This window comes from Pseudomonas sp. HS6-2 (genome assembly GCF_049325675.2).
GTDB lineage: Bacteria > Pseudomonadota > Gammaproteobacteria > Pseudomonadales > Pseudomonadaceae > Aquipseudomonas > Aquipseudomonas putida_N.
Genome location: NZ_CM143906.1, coordinates 998068 through 1012319 on the forward strand (window position 1 = coordinate 998068; position 14252 = coordinate 1012319).

Genomic DNA, 14252 nt, shown 5'->3' on the forward strand with positions numbered 1-14252 from the left:
CAGGAGATCCGGCGTGACCCCACCCCGCAGTTTCCCGACTGACCTCTGCCTCGACAGCCCGCGCCTGCAGCTGCGCCCGATGCGCCATGCCGACGCTGAGCAATGGCTGACGATCATGGCCGACCCCGAGGTCATGCGTTACTGGCACCATGCACCTTGGCAAGACCTGGCCGAAGCCGAAAGCGCCCTGGCCGCCGACCGCGAAGCCTATACCAATGGCGACCAGCTCAAGCTGGGCATGTATCGCCGCGACAATGGCGAACTGATCGGCATGGTCCAATTGTTCAACATCGATGATGTCTCGCGCCGCGGCGAGATCGGCTACTGCCTGGCCAGCGCCGTGCAGGGCAGGGGCTACATGGACGAAGCGCTGACCTGCTTCATCGACTACATCGCCCACACCCTGCACATGCGCCGCCTCGAAGGCGAGATCGACCCACGCAACCAGGGCTCGGCCCGCACCCTCGAACGCCAAGGCTTTGTGCTAGAAGGCACGCTGCGGGCGCGCTGGTGCGTGGCGGGCGAGCTGACCGACTCGGGCATCTACGGCCTGCTGCTGGAGCCGCCAGTCGCATGACCTTGGGCGCCCGCTTACCGGCCTTCTACCTGACGCTGAGCCTTGGCCTCTACCTGCTCAGCCTGGCCTTCGACGGCGCCCTGATGAATGCCGGCCGGCACATGCCCGCACTGCAGATGTTCCTGTACGGCCCCTGGGGCATCCCCTTCGGGATGTTCCAGTGGTTCGCCAACCCGCTGCTGGCGGTCGCCATCCTTTGCCATCGACGCTTCCGTCGGCTTGCGTTGCTGCTTGGGATGGGGGCCTTGTACCTCGCTGCCAGCAGCTTTGGTATAGAGCGCCTGCCGGACAACAGCAGCTATGAATTCACCAACCGTACCGGCTTCGGCGCGGGCTTCTACCTGTGGCTGGCAGCGATCGCTGTGTTTTGTTTGGGCCAGGCCTGGCAGTGTTGGGCCGCGCGCAGCAGTGACGATGTGCCGGGCTGGAGCTGGCTGGATGTCGCCCTGATCGCAGCGCTGGCTGTGACCGCCTACGCGGCCACCCAGATGCCAGCGCTGCAATTCGAGCCAGGCAAGGTGTTGATGCCGCCGCCGCCGGTTCAAACGCTATGAAGGGCTTTGCGATGAACAAGCGATACCTGATGCTGTTGGCCTTTGTTGCGCCGATGGCGCTGGCCGATGACAACTCGCCGGCCTACAACCAGTGCATGGACAAAGCCCCCAGCACGCTGGCCATGAGCAGTTGCATCCAGGCAGAGACGCAACATCAGGACCAGCGCCTGAATCGGGTTTACAAGCAACTGACGAGCAAGCTTGAGTCGGGGCCGCAGAAGAGCCTGCGCGATGTGCAGCGGCAGTGGATCGCCTACCGCGATGCCAACTGCAAGTTCCATGTACAGGCCAGTGGCGGGACCATGGCGCAGCTGGAAGGTGGCATGTGCATGCTGGACATGACCCGCGAGCGGGCGGCGGAGCTGGAGCGGGTGCTCAGCCCCGGACGGTGACTTTGCCTGAGGCTAGCTCCCACAGGAGGAGCGCGCCTCGATCAACGTTGGGCGCGGGCCTTGAGGTATTCGCGCACTTCCACGCCATCCCCGGCAAACTCGATCCGCTCGGCCTTGGCTTCACGCTGGTAGGCGTACATCGGGTCGTAGTATTCCTTGAGCAACCCTTCGATCCAACCCCGATGCAGGTCCACCTCGCCACTGCGCAGTTGCTCGTCCAGCGCCTCATTCAAGATCGCAGACAAGCGCTGGAAGCGCTCTCCGCCAAGACGCTTGTGGATGTTGCTCATGCTTTGCGACATGCGTTCGGCAAACAGCCGGCGACCGTCTTCTTCGCCATGCACATCAACGAACTCGGCGCACAGGTTGATCACGTAATCGCGCAGGATGCGCTCCACGCGATTCTCGAAACTGTCCTCCAGCCACACCACCGGGTAGTGCTGCATGCCTTGGTACAGCTCCAACGGCACCGAGCAGCTGCCGACAATGCGGCCCTCATCTTCCAGCACGAACTGTTCGATGCCACGGGCGCGCTTCTTCAGCACGTCGACGGCCAGCTTGTTCTCGAAGTCGATCTGCGCCGGTTGGCCGGTGGCGCGTTTGCCGAAGCTGGAGCCACGGTGATTGGCATGGCCTTCAAGGTCGAGCACGTTGTTCAGCTGGTGCAGCACGTCGGTCTTGCCGGTGCCGGTGAGGCCGCCAACCAGCACGAAGTCGCACTGCTCCACGGCCCGCTGGGTGGTTTCCAGCAGGAAGGTACGCATGGCCTTGTAGCCGCCCTTGATGCGCGGGTAGTCGATGCCGGCCTCGTCGCGCAGCCACTGCTGCACGATCAGCGAGCGCAGGCCGCCACGGGCGCAGTACAGGTAGCCATCAGGGTGGGCCTTGGCGAAGCTGGCCCAGGCATGCAGGCGCTCGCGCTTGGTCGCGCCGCTGACCAGCTGGTGGCCGAGGGTGATGGCAGCGGCCTGGCCCTGCTGCTTATAGCAGGTCCCGACCTTCTGCCGCTCCTGGTCGTTCATCAGCGGCAGGTTGACGGTGCCTGGGAAGGCACCTTTGACGAATTCGATCGGCGCGCGCATGTCCATCATCGGCGCGTCGTCGAGGAACAATTGGCGGAAGTCGGTGCAGTCGGGGCGCATCAGTTCACCTCGACCGCATGGCTCTGTCGCTCGACCAGCAGGCCGATTGGCGACAGGTTCAACCCCAGTTCGCCTGCCACTGCCAGGAACTCGGCTTCGCCTTCAGGGGTAACGGCGACCAGCAGGCCACCGCTGGTCTGCGGGTCGCACAGCAGGTGCTTCTGCTCGTCGGTCAGCGCGCCGAGTTTGTGCCCGTAACTGTCGTAGTTGCGCAGTGTGCCGCCAGGAATGCAGCCTTCGGCCAGGTAATGGTCGACGCTCGGCAGGCGTGGGACGGCGGCGTAATCCAACTCTGCCGTCAGGCCGCTGCCTTCTGCCAGCTCCACCAGGTGGCCGAGCAGGCCGAAGCCGGTGACGTCGGTCATCGCCTTGACTCCATCGAGCTTGCCGAAGCGGCTGCCCGGGGTGTTCAGCGTGCACATCCAGTCGCGCGCCAGGCCCTGGTCCTGCTCGCGCAGCTTGGCCTTCTTCTCGGCGGTGGTGAGGATGCCGATGCCCAGTGGTTTGGTCAGGTACAGGCGGCAGCCGGCGGTGGCGGTGTCGTTGCGCTTGAGGTGGCGCTTGCTGACCACGCCGGTGACCGCCAGGCCGAAGATCGGCTCCGGCGCGTCGATGGAGTGGCCGCCGGCCAGCGGGATGCCGGCTTCGGCGCACACGGCGCGGCCGCCGCGGATCACTTCGCGGGCAACTTCCGGTGGCAGTACGTTGACCGGCCAGCCGAGGATGGCGATGGCCATCAGCGGGTCGCCGCCCATGGCGTAGATGTCGCTGATCGCGTTGGTGGCGGCGATGCGCCCGAAGTCGTACGGGTCATCGACGATCGGCATGAAGAAGTCGGTGGTCGATACCACCCCGCGCTCGTCATCCAGGGCATACACGGCGGCGTCGTCACGCGAGGCATTGCCGACCCACAACTTCGGGTCCAGGGCCTGGGCGCCGCTTTCGGCGAGGATCACATCCAGCACCTTGGGGGAGATCTTGCAGCCACAGCCGGCACCGTGGCTGTACTGGGTCAGGCGAATCGGCTCGCTCATGTGCACCTCAGGGGATCAATTTGTTGCGCGATTGTAGCAAAGCTGGCCTTTGCGCCTGCGACTCTTATAATTCCCAGCGTCGGCGTGTTGCCGGCACTTTCCCCGCTATTGAACCGGAGAACTCCCATGCTCAAACGCCCCCTGGCGCTCGCCGCCGGCCTCGTGCTGTCCTGCTGCGCCGTAGTCGCCCAGGCTGCCGACACCTTGCGGGTCAGTGCCATCCCCGACGAAGCACCGACCGAACTGCTGCGCAAGTTCGAGCCACTGGGCAAGTACCTGTCCAAGCAACTGGGCATGGACGTGAAGTTCGTTCCGGTCGCCGACTACCCGGCGGTGGTCGAATCGCTGGCCAGCAACCGCCTGGACATGGCCTGGCTGGGTGGTTTCACCTTCGTCCAGGTGCACCTGAAAGACCCAACCGCCACGCCGCTGGTGCAGCGTGAACAGGACGCCCAGTTCACCTCCAAGTTCATCACTGCCAACCCGGCCGTGAAGAGCCTGGCTGACCTCAAGGGCAAGTCGTTCGCGTTCGGTTCGATCTCGTCCACTTCGGGCAGCCTGATGCCGCGCTACTTCATGCTCAAGGAAGACAACATCAAGCCTGAGAGCTACTTCAGCCGTGTGGCCTATTCCGGTGCCCACGACGCCACCGTGGCCTGGGTGCAAGCGGGCAAGGTCGATGGCGGCGTGCTCAATGCCAGCGTCTGGCAGAAGCTGGTCGATGCCGGCAAGGTCGATACCAGCAAGGTCAAGGTGTTCGCTACCACGCCGACCTACTACGACTACAACTGGACCGTGCGCGGCAACATGGACCCGGCGCTGAAAGAGAAAATCAAGAAGGCCTTCCTCGACCTCGACCCGGCCAATCCGGAGCACAAGGCGATCCTCGACCTGCAGGCGGCCAGCCGCTTCATCGAGACCAAGCCTGAAAACTACGCGGGCACCGAGCAAGCCGCACGTGAGGCCGGCCTGCTCAAGTGACTATTCATGTACACGGCGCCGGCCTGCGCCACGGCCAGGTCCGCGCGCTCGATGCTGTCAGCCTGAGCATCGCCAAGGGTGAGCGGGTGGCGATCATCGGCCCTTCGGGGGCCGGCAAGTCCAGCCTGCTGCACCTGATGGCCACCGCCGTGCAGCCCAGCAGCGGGCACCTGGAACTGTTCGGTGAGCAGCCCTGGGCGCTGTCTGCCGGGGCGCGCCAGCGCCTGCGGGCACGGATTGGGCTGGTGCACCAGGCTCCGCCGCTTCCTCCGCGCCAGCGTGTGGTAACAGCCGTGCTGGCGGGGCGCCTGGGGCAGTGGGGCTTGTTGCGAGGCCTGCTCAACCTGGTGTATCCGACCGATGTGCCGGGGGCGCGCCAGGCCTTGGCCGAGTTGGGCCTGGCCGACAAGCTGTTCGTCCAGTGTGGACAGCTGTCCGGTGGGCAATTGCAGCGGGTCGGCATCGCCCGGGCGTTGTATCAGCGGCCGGAAGTGCTGCTGACCGACGAGCCAGTGTCGGCCATGGACCCAGTGCTGGCCGATCACAGCCTGGCATTGCTCAATCGCCATGCGCAAGCCAATGGCGTGACCCTGGTGGCCAGCCTGCATGCAGTGGACCTGGCGCTGGCGCATTTCCCACGGGTGATCGGCATTCGCGAAGGGCAAGTGGCGTTCGACTGCCCGGCCGAGTCGGTGACCACGCAATTGCTGGATGCGCTGTACGCCAACGAGCAACTGGGCTCGCCAGCGCAAGCACAGGGGCCGACCCTGACCGTGCAGATTCCACGATGCTGAAGGCCGATGCCCGCGACCCGGCTGCGTTGCCGCGTTTGTTACTGACTCTGCTGGCATTGGCCGTGCTGTGGCCTGGGCTGCAATTGAGCGAACTGAACCCTGGCGTCTTGCTGCAGGCGGAGAACCGGCAGCAGATCGCCAGTTTCACCAGCGCCTTCTGGCCGCCGGCGCACAGTGCCGAATTCCTCAAGTTACTGTACGAGTCCACCTTGCAGACTTTGGCCGTGGCGACAGCCGGCATGGCCCTGGCGCTGGTGCTGGCAGTCCCGACCAGCCTGTTGGCCAGTCGTGCGCTGTCACTGCGCGCTGCCTCCCGGGGTGGCCGGGCAGGACTGTGGTCGCGCTTGTTGCGCCTGCCTGTGCGCGGCTTGCTGATTTTTCTGCGTAGCGTGCCGGAGATCGTCTGGGCGCTGCTGTTCGTGCGGGCCGTGGGCCTGGGGCCGACGGCCGGTGTGCTGGCCATCGCCATTACCTACAGCGGCATGCTCGGCAAGGTCTACGCGGAAATCTTCGAATCGGTCGACCAGCGCCCGGCGCATGCCTTGCTGCAGGCCGGCAGCGGCCGATTGACGGCGTTCTTCTACGGCATTTTGCCCAGTGCGTCGGCGGAAGTGGTGTCCTACACCGTCTACCGCTGGGAATGTGCCGTGCGCGCCTCGGTGGTGATGGGCTTTGTCGGTGCCGGTGGGCTGGGGCAGCAGATCGACCTGTCGATGCGCATGTTTGCCGGGGGCGAAGTGGCGAGCATGCTGCTGGCGTTCCTCGGTCTGGTGCTGCTGGCCGACCTGCTTAGCCGCTTCCTGCGCGGGAGGCTGGCATGAACCGGGTGATCAACCTGCTGGTGATCGTTGCCATCGTCGCGGCAGTGGTGGCGTCGTTCGGTTATCTGCAACTGGACCTGCATGCCTTGGTGGGTGATGGCGGGTTGGGGCAGATGGGCGAGTACGCAGCTCGCTTCCTGCATCCGGATCTGTCCGGCGAGCACCTGCAGGCGGTAGGGCGGGGTGCCATGGAAACCCTGGCCATGTCCGGGCTGGGCACCTTGCTGGCGATGTTCCTCGGCATGCTGTTGGCCTTGCCGGCGGCGGGGCGCTTCGGTTGGCCGCTGCAATCGCTGGCGCGGTTGCTGCTCAATGCCTTGAGGGCCATTCCGGAGTTGGTGTGGGCGGCGTTGACGGTGCTGGCGGCGGGCCTTGGGCCCAATGCCGGTACCTTGGCCCTGGCGCTGCACACGTCCGGGGTGTTGGGGCGGCTGTTCGCCGAAGCGCTGGAGAATGCGCCGGCAGAGCCCGCCGCAGCCATTCGCCTGCAGGGCGGCGGGCAGGTGGCAGCGTTCTGTTTCGGGACCTTGCCGAACCTGTGGCCCCAGTTGCTCGCATACAGCCTGTACCGCTGGGAGAACAACATTCGCATGGCCAGTGTGCTGGGGTTTGTCGGGGCAGGGGGGCTGGGGCAGATGCTCTATACCACCCTGAGCCTGTTCCAGGAGGCCCAGGCCAGTACGGTGATCATGGCGATGTTGCTGCTGGTGCTGCTGGTGGATGCCTTCAGCGATGTGTTGCGCCAGCGGTATGTGCGGGCCTGACAGATAGCAGGGGCTGCAACGCAGCCCCATTCACGACACCAACTCCTCACACTGCGCTTCCCGCTGCATCGATTCCAGATTCCGCTCGATGGTCTCGCAGATGGTATCCATCTGAATCTGATGCTCACTTAAGCGAAACGGACTCTGCAGATCCGTCCCGATCCGCTCGATCGCCAGCAGCATGAACCCGACCACCGTCGATGCCAGCGGCGTGAACCAGCCCAGCGATTCCACCAGCCCCACCGGCACGATCAGGCAGAACAGGGTGATGAACAGCCGCGGAAAATACACGTAAGGGTAGGGCAGCGGCGTATTGGCGATCCGTTCCATGCCACCCTGGGCGTTGGACAGGTCCACCAACGTCGACTCCAGCCGCGCCAGGCGAATGCTGTCCAACCGCCCGGCCTGGTATTCCCGTGCCAGCAACGCCGCCGAGCCGCTGAGAATATCGTTGGCGAAGTTGTTCGATCGGTTACGCCGCTCGAACTCGCCCGGCGGGATAAATGCCATCAGTTCGTCCGGGCAGGCCTCACCCTTCAGGTGCGCCGCCAGGCAGTTCACATAGGCGATGTGCCGACGCAGCAAGGTCGCCTTGACCGGGTTCAACCCATCTTCGGTGTCATCGATCAACGTCAGCGTCTGCCGGGCGAAGCTGCGCGAACCGTTCACCAACGCTCCCCATAAAGTTCGCGCTTCCCACCAGCGGTTGTAGGCGCTGCTGTTGCGAAAGCTCACCAGCACCACCAGCGCCGAACCCAGCAAGGTCAGCGGAATCAGCGGCAGGGTGAACTTGCTGTTGAAGAACAGCATGAAGTCGATGGTGACCAGCACGTCCCAGAGCAGCAGCCAGAACAGCGACCAGCCAATGTAGCCGAAGGTCTTGACGATCAGGCGGTATTTGCGGGCGATGACGTCTTTCACACGAGCTGCCTCGAAAAGCCGGGGATGCAGGATGGGACGTCGAGGGGCGGGTATGGTTCGGTGCTGTTCGTCCTGGCGATGTTACTGGACGTGTTGTTTAAAAAGCGCGAAGCGGACTACACAGCTTTCGGAGGCCGCTGACTAGGGTGTCGAAAAAAGAACTGGCATTGTCGGTGCCTCTTTATTTCGCGCATTTATGCGGGGGCTCTGATGAAGCCGAATCTGATTCCTTTCGACATGGCAAGCCTCCTGGATTGCGAAGAGGCAATCGAGGAATACCTGATGCAGGTGATGAGCGATGGCAACTCTGCCGAACTTGCCCGGGCGCGGCTTCACGTTGACAGAGCGCGGGCGCGCAATGCCGTGATCAACGCAGTTGCTGTTTCATCTGTACCAACGCCACCCGCTTGCCATCCTGAGCCTGCCGCTCCTCAATGCCAAACGGTACGAACTGGGTTGGACGGGGCGGTTGGCAAAGTGCATGGCAGGTCCTTTTGCGTGAATGTGCTGGCCAAATCATCAGGCCGACCGCAACCGTATCATGTTGGCCCACAGCGGTGGATCAAGGCTTGCTGGCAACCACATAGCCCTTCACCGGGGCAGGCGCGCCGTTCGGTTTGCCCTTGTGCGCCAGGTACTGGAAGCGCCGCCATTCCTTGTCGATCTCGCTGTACGACATGAACACACTGACGCGTGCCTTGCCGGCCAGGTCCGGGCGGTTGCGGGCATCGATTCCGTCCTTGGCGATGAAGGCGACGTTCATCCCGACCACCCTGCCGTCATCGGCGAACACCGGGCCACCGGACATGCCCTTGACCAGCGGGCCGTCATGCACCGAGTAGAAGACACTGCCCGGTGTGCCTTCCAGGCGCACCAGCGAGTCGAGCGTATGGCCCTTGCCTTGCACCGGCATCATCAAGCTGTTGAAGCCGACCGCCGTCACCGACTCGCCCGGGACGAACTGGCGCCACTGCGGCACCTTGCTGGCCTTGTGCCTGAAGAACACCACATCACCCAGCCCTTCATGCACCACGTTGCGCAGGAACGGGGTGTGCTTGGCAGTGACGGCGTAGTCTTCATTCCACTGAATGGCGCTGGCCATCAGCAGCATCGGCAGGGGGGCACCGGAGGTGACGACAAAAGCCTGGTCGTAGACGGGGTCTGAAACGTATGCGGTTGGCATTCCATTGCACCCACTCAGCAGCATCATTGCTGCCAGACAGGGCGCGGTTTTGTTCATGGGTCACGCAGTCATCATGGGTAAGGGGGCGCAACTATGGCTAAGTGATATTACGGCATCAATACTTTCGGCATATAACCGACGAATGACAGCTTATGGCCAGCACTGCCGTGGCGGCCAATAGATTCGCTGGATGCCTGGAAAGCACGTGGTCGTTGGGGTGGCGTCAAAAGGCGGGGTTCTGGCTTGTAAGGATGAATGAGCTGGGTTGAGCTCGATTGAGCTGCATTGAGCTCAATTGAGCTGGATAGGGCATTTGACGTATGCGAGGGGAAGCCAACTCCCGCAGAGGCGCTAAAGACTAAATTGCAGGCACAAAAAAACCGACCATAAGGTCGGTTTCTTCTGGATCTTGGTGCCCCGAGGGAGACTCGAACTCCCACTCCTTTCGAAAACGGATTTTGAATCCGCCGCGTCTACCAATTCCGCCATCAGGGCTTGTGGCGCGCAGTATAGAGAGCTGCCCTTGGTCGGTCAATCGGCTTTCATGGTCAATTTTCACGCATTGGGCTAAACTTCCCGGCCCTGTCGAACCCGAACATCATCATGCGCGTCGCCGATTTTTCCTTCGAACTCCCCGATTCCCTGATCGCCCGCCACCCTCTGGCCGAGCGCCATGGCAGCCGTCTGCTGGTCCTCGATGGGCCGAGCGGGGCGTTGGCGCACAAGCAATTCCCCGATCTGCTCGACTATCTGCGGCCGGGCGACCTGATGGTGTTCAACAACACCCGGGTGATTCCGGCCCGGCTGTTTGGCCAGAAAGCCTCTGGCGGCAAGCTGGAAGTGCTGGTCGAGCGTGTGCTCGACAGCCACCGCGTGCTGGCCCATGTGCGGGCCAGCAAGGCGCCGAAAGAGGGTGCAGTGATCCTCATCGATGGCGGTGGCGAGGCTGAAATGGTTGCCCGCCACGACACGCTGTTCGAGCTGCGCTTCACCGAAGAGGTGCTGCCACTGCTCGATCGCGTCGGCCACATGCCGTTGCCGCCGTACATCGACCGCCCCGACGAAGGCGCCGACCGTGAGCGCTACCAGACCGTGTACGCCGAACGCGCCGGTGCGGTGGCCGCGCCGACTGCCGGCCTGCACTTCGACGAAGCGCTGCTGGAGAAGATCGCCGCCAAGGGCGTCGAGCGCGCCTTCGTCACCCTGCATGTGGGGGCTGGCACCTTCCAGCCGGTGCGGGTCGACAAGATCGAAGATCACCATATGCACAAAGAGTGGCTCGAAGTGAGCCAGGATGTGGTCGACGCCATCGAGGCCTGCCGCGCCCGTGGCGGCCGGGTGATCGCGGTCGGTACCACCAGCGTCCGCTCGCTGGAGAGTGCGGCGCGTGATGGCGTGCTCAAGGCCTTCAGTGGTGACACCGACATCTTCATCTACCCGGGCCGGCCCTTCCATGTGGTCGATTGCCTGGTCACCAACTTCCACCTGCCGGAGTCCACGCTGCTGATGCTGGTCTCGGCCTTCGCCGGTTACCCCGAGACCATGGCTGCCTACGCGGCAGCGGTCGACAACGGGTACCGCTTCTTCAGTTACGGTGATGCGATGTTCATCACCCGCAATCCGGCGCCACGCGGCCCAGAGGATCAAGCATGAGTCGCACCTGTCGAATGTCGTTCGAACTGCTGGCCACCGACGGCAAGGCCCGTCGTGGTCGGCTGACCTTCCCCCGTGGCACGGTCGAGACCCCGGCGTTCATGCCGGTGGGCACCTATGGCACGGTCAAGGGCATGCTGCCGCGTGACATCGAGGCCATCGGCGCCGAGATCATCCTCGGCAACACCTTCCACCTGTGGCTGCGCCCGGGTACCGAGGTGATCAAGAAGCACAATGGCCTGCATGACTTCATGCAGTGGAAAGGCCCTATCCTCACCGATTCCGGTGGTTTCCAGGTGTTCAGCCTGGGCGCCATGCGCAAGATCAAGGAGGAAGGCGTGACCTTCGCCTCGCCAGTCGACGGCTCCAAGGTGTTCATGGGCCCGGAAGAGTCCATGCAGGTGCAGCGCGACCTTGGCTCGGACATCGTGATGATCTTCGACGAGTGCACGCCGTACCCGGCCGAGCACGACGTGGCGCGCACCTCCATGGAGCTGTCGCTGCGCTGGGCCCAGCGCTCGAAAAATGCCCACGGCGACAGCACCGCAGCGCTGTTCGGTATCGTCCAGGGGGGCATGTACCAGGACTTGCGTATGCGCTCGCTGGAAGCGCTGGTCAATATCGACTTCGACGGCCTGGCCATCGGCGGCCTGTCGGTCGGCGAGCCGAAGCACGAAATGATCAAGGTGCTCGACTACCTGCCGGATCAGATGCCGGCTGACAAACCTCGTTACCTTATGGGGGTAGGCAAACCGGAAGATCTGGTTGAGGGTGTGCGCCGCGGCGTCGACATGTTCGACTGCGTGATGCCCACGCGCAACGCGCGCAACGGCCACCTGTTCGTCGATACAGGGGTGATCAAGATCCGCAACGCGTTCCATCGCCACGATGATTCGCCGCTGGATCCGACCTGTGACTGCTACACCTGCACCAACTTCTCCCGCGCTTATCTGCACCATCTGGACAAGTGCGGCGAAATGCTGAGCAGCATGCTGAATACCATCCACAACTTGCGCCATTACCAGCGCTTGATGGCCGGTTTACGCGAGGCTATTCAACAGGGTAAATTGGCCGCCTTTGTCGACGCCTTCTACGCCAAACGCGGGCTGCCTGTGCCGCCTTTGGACTGACTGTTCGCATCCATTATTAGAAAATTACATTAGGAGTGCCCAATGAGCTTCTTGATCCCCGCCGCATACGCGGACGCTGCAGCACCCGCCGCTGGCCCAGCCGGTACCGGTTTCGAGTGGATTTTCCTGGTCGGTTTCCTGGTCATCTTCTACCTGATGATCTGGCGCCCGCAGTCCAAGCGCGCCAAAGAGCAGAAGAACCTGCTGAGCAACTTGCAGAAAGGTGACGAAGTTGTCACCAACGGCGGCATCGCCGGCAAGATCGTCAAGGTTTCCGATGACTTCGTGGTCCTGGAAGTTTCCGACACCGTCGAGCTGAAGTTCCAGAAGGGTGCCATCGCGGCCACCCTGCCAAAAGGTACGCTCAAGGCTATCTGAGTTACCGGTTTCATTTTTCCAGTCGGGGCGCGCAAAGCGCCCCGCGTCTTGAACGGGCGGCGTGATGCTGAACAAATACCCTCTGTGGAAATACGCACTGATCCTGGTGGTACTGGCGATCGGTTTCATTTATTCCGCTCCCAACCTCTACCCGGATGATCCGGCGGTACAGATCAGCGGTGCCAGCTCGGCGCTGCAGGTCAACCAGGCCGACCTCGACCGTGTCAGCAAGGCGCTGGTCGATGCTGGTATCACCGTCAAGGGCGCAAGTCTGGGTGAGAAGGGCAGTGGGCTGATTCGCCTGACCAACCAGGAAGCTCAATTGCCAGCCAAGGATGTAGTGCGCAAGGCACTGGGCGATGATTACGTCGTGGCCCTGAACCTGGCCCAGACTACCCCGCAATGGCTGCGCAACCTGGGTGCAAGCCCGATGAAGCTGGGCCTGGACCTGTCCGGTGGTGTGCACTTCCTGCTGGAAGTGGACATGGACAAGGCCATGAGCGCCCGCATGAAAGTCTACGAAGGCGAGGTCAAGACCTTGCTGCGCAAAGAGCGCATCCGCTACCGCAGCCTGCCGCAGCAGGATGGCGGTGTAATGCTGGGCTTCGCTGACGATGCTACCCGCGAACAGGCACGTGCCCTGATCCGCAAGAATTTCAATGATTTCGACCTGACCACCACCGAGCGCAACGAGCTCGCCGTGCTGCGTCTGGCGCTGACCCAGGCGAAAGTCGCCGAGATCCGCGAATACTCGATCAAGCAGAACCTGACCACCGTCCGCAACCGTGTGAACGAGCTGGGCGTGGCCGAGCCGCTGGTACAGCGCCAGGGCGCCAACCGCATCGTGGTCGAGCTGCCGGGCGTACAGGACACTGCCGAAGCCAAGCGTATCCTCGGCAAGACTGCAAACCTGGAGTTCCGCTTCGGTGCCGAGCCGGGCGCTTCCAAGGCTACTACCGAGGTCTTCGAGTTCCGTGAGGGCAACCGTTCCGCTGCTGTCGAGCGCGGCCTGATCATCACGGGTGACCAGGTTACCGACGCCCAGGCCAGCTTCGACGAGCACGGCCGGCCACAGGTGAACATCCGCCTGGATGGCCATGGTGGCGAGCTGATGAGTCGCGCCACCCGCAGCAACGTTGGCCGTAGCATGGCGGTGATCTTCATCGAGCAGAAGCCGGTCACCCGCTACGTCAAGCAGACTGTCGATGGCGTCGAGAAGGACGTTGCCGTGCAGAGCTTCCAGGAAGAGAAGAAGATCATCAGCCTGGCGACCATCCAGTCGCCACTGGGCAGCCAGTTCCGCATCACCGGCCTGAACGGCCAGGGTGAATCGTCGGAACTGGCCCTGCTGTTGCGTGCCGGTGGTCTGGCTGCGCCGATGTACTTCGCCGAAGAACGTACCATCGGTCCAAGCCTGGGTGCTGACAACATCACCAAGGGTATCGATGCGTCGCTGTGGGGCATGCTGTTCGTCTCGCTGTTCATCATCGCCATCTACCGCGGCTTTGGCGTGCTCGCTACCATCGCCCTGGCGGGCAACATGGTGCTGCTGTTGGCGCTGATGTCGCTGCTGGGTGCCACGCTGACCCTTCCGGGTATTGCCGGTATCGTGTTGACCATGGGTATGGCGGTGGACGCCAACGTGCTGATCTTCTCGCGTATTCGGGAAGAAATTGCCGCTGGCATGTCGGTGCAGCGCGCGATCCATGAAGGTTTCAACCGTGCCTACTCGGCAATCGTCGACGCCAACCTGACCACCTTGCTGGTCGGCGGCATCCTGTTCGCCATGGGTACCGGCCCGGTCAAGGGCTTCGCGGTGACCATGTCCCTCGGGATTTTCACCTCGATGTTCACTGCCGTCATGGTGACCCGTGCACTGGTCAACCTGACCTGTGGCGGGCGTGACATCAAGAAGCTGTGGGTTTGAG

The 14252-nt window shown here is 63.1% G+C and carries 15 protein-coding genes, 1 tRNA gene and 2 pseudogenes; 12 read left to right on the top strand and 6 right to left on the bottom strand.

The features are described from left to right. The first annotated feature begins 13 nt into the window (after window positions 1-13). The 3 genes from ACOKS3_RS04555 to ACOKS3_RS04565 are packed head-to-tail and all read left to right on the top strand — an operon-like array spanning window position 14 to window position 1523. A complete protein-coding gene (locus ACOKS3_RS04555) occupies window positions 14-577 on the top strand; it encodes a GNAT family N-acetyltransferase (protein ID WP_103445639.1) in 564 nt (187 codons plus the stop codon). Then, on the top strand, window positions 574-1131 hold the full coding sequence (locus ACOKS3_RS04560; protein ID WP_422763350.1) for a hypothetical protein: 558 nt from the start codon (window positions 574-576) through the stop codon (window positions 1129-1131). The genes ACOKS3_RS04555 and ACOKS3_RS04560 overlap by 4 nt, the downstream gene beginning before the upstream one ends. 11 nt (window positions 1132-1142) lie before the next feature. Beyond that, window positions 1143-1523: a lysozyme inhibitor LprI family protein gene (locus ACOKS3_RS04565; protein WP_103446231.1), complete on the top strand. Its 381-nt coding sequence runs from the start codon at window positions 1143-1145 to the stop codon at window positions 1521-1523. 41 nt (window positions 1524-1564) lie between these two features. Here ACOKS3_RS04565 and mnmH read toward each other — a convergent pair whose 3' ends face one another. Continuing rightward, a complete protein-coding gene (gene mnmH / locus ACOKS3_RS04570; protein ID WP_103445637.1) occupies window positions 1565-2665 on the bottom strand; it encodes a tRNA 2-selenouridine(34) synthase MnmH in 1101 nt (366 codons plus the stop codon). Beyond that, on the bottom strand, window positions 2665-3699 hold the full coding sequence (gene selD, locus ACOKS3_RS04575; protein ID WP_422763351.1) for a selenide, water dikinase SelD: 1035 nt from the start codon (window positions 3697-3699) through the stop codon (window positions 2665-2667). Before selD ends, mnmH begins: the two co-directional genes overlap by 1 nt. Window positions 3700-3825: 126 nt before the next feature. Between selD and ACOKS3_RS04580 the strand changes: the two genes are divergently transcribed. From ACOKS3_RS04580 to phnE, 4 genes are read left to right on the top strand one after another with little or no spacing between them, the layout of a single operon-like run. Further along, entirely contained in the window at window positions 3826-4680 is an 855-nt protein-coding gene (locus ACOKS3_RS04580; protein ID WP_103445635.1) for a putative selenate ABC transporter substrate-binding protein, read from the top strand. Next, window positions 4677-5474 (top strand): phosphonate ABC transporter ATP-binding protein, encoded by a 798-nt coding sequence (locus ACOKS3_RS04585; protein ID WP_103445634.1) that lies wholly within the window; start codon window positions 4677-4679, stop codon window positions 5472-5474. The genes ACOKS3_RS04580 and ACOKS3_RS04585 overlap by 4 nt, the downstream gene beginning before the upstream one ends. Continuing rightward, on the top strand, window positions 5468-6295 hold the full coding sequence (locus tag ACOKS3_RS04590) for a PhnE/PtxC family ABC transporter permease (protein WP_103445633.1): 828 nt from the start codon (window positions 5468-5470) through the stop codon (window positions 6293-6295). Before ACOKS3_RS04585 ends, ACOKS3_RS04590 begins: the two co-directional genes overlap by 7 nt. Beyond that, window positions 6292-7059, top strand: coding sequence for a phosphonate ABC transporter, permease protein PhnE (phnE, locus tag ACOKS3_RS04595; protein WP_103445632.1), 768 nt, complete (start codon window positions 6292-6294; stop codon window positions 7057-7059). The genes ACOKS3_RS04590 and phnE overlap by 4 nt, the downstream gene beginning before the upstream one ends. 30 nt (window positions 7060-7089) lie before the next feature. On the opposite strand, the gene ACOKS3_RS04600 is transcribed toward phnE, so the two are convergent. Further along, a complete protein-coding gene (locus tag ACOKS3_RS04600) occupies window positions 7090-7980 on the bottom strand; it encodes a bestrophin family protein (protein WP_103445631.1) in 891 nt (296 codons plus the stop codon). A gap of 210 nt (window positions 7981-8190) precedes the next feature. Here ACOKS3_RS04600 and ACOKS3_RS04605 point away from each other — a divergent pair. Then, window positions 8191-8334: pseudogene (locus ACOKS3_RS04605) on the top strand (helix-turn-helix domain-containing protein); the annotation flags it as partial. A gap of 13 nt (window positions 8335-8347) precedes the next feature. Here ACOKS3_RS04605 and ACOKS3_RS04610 read toward each other — a convergent pair. The 3 genes and pseudogenes from ACOKS3_RS04610 to ACOKS3_RS04620 all read right to left on the bottom strand — a co-directional run. Further along, window positions 8348-8431: pseudogene (locus ACOKS3_RS04610) on the bottom strand (GNAT family N-acetyltransferase); the annotation flags it as partial. A gap of 111 nt (window positions 8432-8542) precedes the next feature. Then, complete coding sequence (locus tag ACOKS3_RS04615; RefSeq protein ID WP_103446230.1) at window positions 8543-9187, bottom strand: trypsin-like peptidase domain-containing protein; 645 nt, start codon at window positions 9185-9187, stop codon at window positions 8543-8545. Window positions 9188-9573: 386 nt separating this feature from the next. Beyond that, window positions 9574-9658, bottom strand: a tRNA-Leu gene (locus ACOKS3_RS04620). A gap of 108 nt (window positions 9659-9766) precedes the next feature. Between ACOKS3_RS04620 and queA the strand changes: the two genes are divergently transcribed. From queA to secD, 4 genes are all read left to right on the top strand, one after another. Continuing rightward, window positions 9767-10816, top strand: coding sequence for a tRNA preQ1(34) S-adenosylmethionine ribosyltransferase-isomerase QueA (gene queA, locus ACOKS3_RS04625; protein ID WP_103445630.1), 1050 nt, complete (start codon window positions 9767-9769; stop codon window positions 10814-10816). Window positions 10817-10830: 14 nt separating this feature from the next. Continuing rightward, window positions 10831-11946, top strand: coding sequence for a tRNA guanosine(34) transglycosylase Tgt (tgt, locus tag ACOKS3_RS04630; RefSeq protein ID WP_163986015.1), 1116 nt, complete (start codon window positions 10831-10833; stop codon window positions 11944-11946). A gap of 42 nt (window positions 11947-11988) precedes the next feature. After that, window positions 11989-12324 (top strand): preprotein translocase subunit YajC, encoded by a 336-nt coding sequence (gene yajC / locus ACOKS3_RS04635; RefSeq protein ID WP_027920288.1) that lies wholly within the window; start codon window positions 11989-11991, stop codon window positions 12322-12324. A 64-nt stretch (window positions 12325-12388) separates the two neighbouring features. Then, a complete protein-coding gene (secD, locus tag ACOKS3_RS04640) occupies window positions 12389-14251 on the top strand; it encodes a protein translocase subunit SecD (protein WP_103445628.1) in 1863 nt (620 codons plus the stop codon). The last annotated feature ends 1 nt before the right edge of the window (window position 14252 follow it).